This is a genomic window from Novosphingobium sp. AP12, from assembly GCF_000281975.1.
GTDB lineage: Bacteria > Pseudomonadota > Alphaproteobacteria > Sphingomonadales > Sphingomonadaceae > Novosphingobium.
In genome coordinates this window covers 1-3,864 of the sequence record NZ_AKKE01000182.1, presented here as the reverse complement: position 1 = coordinate 3,864, position 3,864 = coordinate 1, and the positions used below count along the sequence as shown (strand labels likewise).

Annotated in this window: 3 protein-coding genes; 1 reads left to right on the top strand and 2 read right to left on the bottom strand. The window is 58.4% G+C overall.

What is annotated here, in order from left to right; genetic code table 11:
• Positions 1–424 precede the first annotated feature (424 nt).
• On the bottom strand, positions 425–1,294 hold the full coding sequence (locus tag PMI02_RS25630) for a LysR family transcriptional regulator (protein WP_007688610.1): 870 nt from the start codon (positions 1,292–1,294) through the stop codon (positions 425–427).
• 165 nt (positions 1,295–1,459) lie between these two features.
• On the opposite strand from PMI02_RS25630, the gene PMI02_RS25625 reads away from it, so the two are divergent.
• Complete coding sequence (locus PMI02_RS25625; RefSeq protein WP_007688608.1) at positions 1,460–2,794, top strand: LLM class flavin-dependent oxidoreductase; 1,335 nt, start codon at positions 1,460–1,462, stop codon at positions 2,792–2,794.
• 215 nt (positions 2,795–3,009) lie between these two features.
• Here PMI02_RS25625 and PMI02_RS25620 read toward each other — a convergent pair whose 3' ends face one another.
• On the bottom strand, positions 3,010–3,417 hold the full coding sequence (locus tag PMI02_RS25620) for a hypothetical protein (RefSeq protein ID WP_238539165.1): 408 nt from the start codon (positions 3,415–3,417) through the stop codon (positions 3,010–3,012).
• Positions 3,418–3,864 lie beyond the last annotated feature (447 nt).

Here is a 3,864-nt window from a genome sequence, read left to right as displayed (position 1 = left end):
CCGCGATCATGAAGGCTCGGACGAACAGCAACCACAGCTGTCCGATGACCTCGAAGACAACCATTGGCGAGCGGGAAAAAGGAAGCGCAATGCAGGAATCAATTAATCAACATTGCCGTCATTCCCAGACCGGCGTCAGGAGGGCAGCTTTCAGTCGGACACCGGACATTTGGAAAGACAGCATGCAGCGGCAGGGAGCGGGCAAGACTGGCCGATATGCGACTGTCCGCTTCGGAACCAAGTCACGGGGATAGCAGGCGCCCTCTCGGAATTTGCGCCGCACCTTTGCAGACGTTCCTTCAGGTTATGACATCGAGAGACGTCAAACGTAACAGCGCTGTCGGCGCATGGCTCGCCGATCCACTCTCTGAGCTCACTGCAAGGGCTCTAACCGATCTGCAAACGTCAATGCCCCCGCGGATAATCAGCGGAGGAGGCTGGTGAGGTACTTTCTGGCGCAACTCATGTACTTGTCGCGACGCTTGCTCACGATCAGGCCGTAGCGATAACTGTGAGTAATGCGGTCCACGATCCGAACCAGGCGACCTGCATTCAGATAAGGTTGTGTAAAATGGACGGGTGCAATGCAAAGGCCAATTCCCGCCGCTGTCATGTCCAACCGGTTGGACATGCGCTGAGAGCGAGCGACGACACGGTACGCCGACACGCCTAGTGCGCCAAGCGCAGCGGTGTGGATCGCCTCGTCGGCGCTGCCTTCCATGGGCAGGATCACCGGGCATTCCTCGATCTGCGACTGCCCCTTTTTTTGGACTGCGTTGTATGCCGGTGCCCCAAATATCGAAGATTCCACGATTTTGAGGGGGGCGCCGAACGCCGATTCAAGCGGTTCACGAAAGGTGAAATACATCAGGTCAACTTGTGTGTCGTCCTGTCGGTGGAGCGCCTCGGCTTCGGAAGCAATTTCAGAAAATTCAAGCACTGTGCCAGGAAAATCGACAGTAAAAGCCGCCAAATGAGGGTAGAAATATCGTTCAAGGATCATGGCGTCAGCCCCCACGCGAACGACCGGCGAGGCCGCTGTCGGCGCGGCCACGCGGGCGGCATGTTCCATAAGTCCAGGCAATTCTTCAAGCAAACGCTCACCGCGGGCCGTGAGAGCAACTGGCTGCCCGATGCTGCGCCGAAATAGGCGCTCGTCTAGCGCGCATTCCAGCGCCGCCACCTGCTTGCTCACCGATGCCTGAGCAATGTCGAGTGCATCCGCAGCAGCGGAAAAGCTGCCCTTACCGGCAACGGTCAGAAAGATTTCGAATTGGCGAAACGTGCCGCGCATTAGATTTACCTGCCACCGATCACATCGCAACAAAGAGGCGCACTATCTCAACCGGTCCTGGGCTGTCAAAGCCATAGCCATTTACGCATCGGCGTATTGCCAAAGAGGGCGTTGCCCGCCCCCGTTCCCGCGCGGATACTGCCTGAACTCTTCAACGGAGATATCATGGCCGCTACCCGCAAATTGCACCTCTGCGCGTTTCTCAAACCCGTCAGTCTACACGGGGCGGGTTGGCGTTATCCGGGAGCATGGGCCGATGCCAATCTTAACATCGGGCACTTAAAAGCGCTGGCGCAACAGCTCGAGCGTTCCTGTTTCGATGCGGTGTTCACCGCCGATCACTTGGCCTTGTTGAACATGCCCATGGAAGCGCTTCAGCGCAGTCATACCGTGTCTACCTTCGAACCGCTGACCCTCTTGTCCGCGCTCGCAGCGTCGACGGACAGGATTGGACTGGTGGGTACTGTTTCTACCAGCTTCGAACAGCCTTATCATGTGGCCCGGCGCTTTGCCTCGCTTGATCATATCAGTGGAGGGCGGGCAGGCTGGAACGTCGTGACTACCTACAATCCCGACGCTGCGCGCAATTTCGGCAACCAGGACCTGCGCGAGCACGATGACCGGTATCGGCTGGCACATGAATTCCACACGGTTGTGCGGGGGTTGTGGGACAGTTGGGCTGATGACGCATTTATTCGCGATCAGGCTACGGGCCTGTACTTCGATCCTGCTCGCCTGCAGGTGCTTGATTATCAAAGTCCAGAATTTGCGGTTCGCGGGCCGCTAAACATCGCCCGACCGATTCAAGGCGCGCCCGTCATCTTTCAGGCCGGGGCCTCCGAAGCCGGACGACAACTGGCGGCTGAAACGGCAGAAGTGATTTTCGGCTCGGAGACGACGCTGGAAGGGGCGTGCAGCTTCTATGCCGATATCCAGCGACGCCTTCTTGCCCTTGGCCGGCCAGAGCTAGCGATCCGCATCATGCCTGGTGCAATGATCATCATGGGGGAAACGATGGCCGAGGCGCAGGTTCACCGTGCACGGCTGGATAGCCTGGTGGATTATGCCCAGTGCCTGCCCACACTGTCACGTTTGCTCGGCTGCGATGCTTCGGGTTTTGCTCCTGACGACCCCTTGCCCGAAATCCCCCAGACGAACGAAAGCCAAAGCACCCGCGCATTCGTCCTGGAATTGGCCTCCCGGGAAGGCCTTACGGTCCGGCAACTTGCGCAGAGGCTGGGAGGCTATGGCGGGTTAACCTTTGTGGGCACAGCAACCAGCATTGCCGACGAGATGGAGCATTGGCTCAATGCCCGAGGAGCTGACGGTTTCAACATCTTATTCCCGCATGTACCGCTGGGCGTTGCGGACGTTACCGATCGGCTGGTCCCGGAGTTGCAAAGGCGGAGCCTGTTTCGCACCAACTATGAAGGCGCAACCCTTCGTGAGCACTTGCGCCTGCCGCAGCCGGGAAATGCATTCTTCCGGTTAAAAACGTAGCGTTTGCTGTTAGTACTCGGTGCCCGCCCCGCCCCGCCATCGGGCCGGCTCGCTTCAGCTCGCCTCGGAGGGTGCCGATAAGCTTACTGTCGCCAACGTCCAGATCAGCCATAAGCAGAATGGCCGGTCCTAGCGGGGCAAATTTCCCGATTGATCGGCCAGAACGGGCGCAAAGCAGATTGCCCTATCCAGAAACGCTCAGGCAGGGCCCGGTGTCAGTCAGAAAGTTGGGATCGGCACGCGACTTTTCGAAGCTCATAGCTGGCAAATGGTTTTTCGAGTCCCGTTCCGTCCCGCGCTGCGATCTGCCACGCGAGGTCATCGCCGGAAAAACGCCAGCGGTTCACATAAGCATCGTTTGGATATTGGTAGGTGATCTCAAAACCATCCATGCTGCCGGCACCGCGCCCAGACGTCGCGAACGCGCCGCCAAAACTATCGGCCCAGTAGCCGACAATTTGATCCGCTTTGGTTCCAGACTGTTTGCCAGCCCCACCAAAGACCAAGTGGGCCGCATACTGATCTTGAGGATCGCCAATCGCGCTGCTAACGGCTTCGAGGGCCAACATCGCATCCTGCACAATCGGGTAAGCGTTGATAGCGATCGCCACCGATTTGCTCATCACATCCCCACGCCCTTCCCCGCAGCCGCTCAGGGCAAGTACCGGACCAGGCACGGGCGAGGTACCTTGCTCAGCAGAATGTGCCGCTGTCGACATGACCAGCAAGACACTGCCGGCAGAGAAAATCTTTGCGAACATAGATCCCCCATATTTTCGAACTCCTGTCTAGGAACGAGAACGCAATAAGCAAGTCATGCCGGCTAAGTTCGACAAAGTGCCGGGGCGCGATCTTCCACGACGAGCCCGAGCTCGCCAAAATGCCATTCGGGAGCGACCGCAAATTGGGATGAGAGAAGCGAACCGCGGTTCGCTTCCCTCATAGAGTCAGTTTTCCGAGAAGTCGGTAGATATGGAAACGCTGCGCCACGCGGCGATGATCGTTTTGTCCGATGCGTGTTTGGCCTCAATCGCGGCGACCGTGTCGCTGCCGAGCGGCAGGCGCCCTGG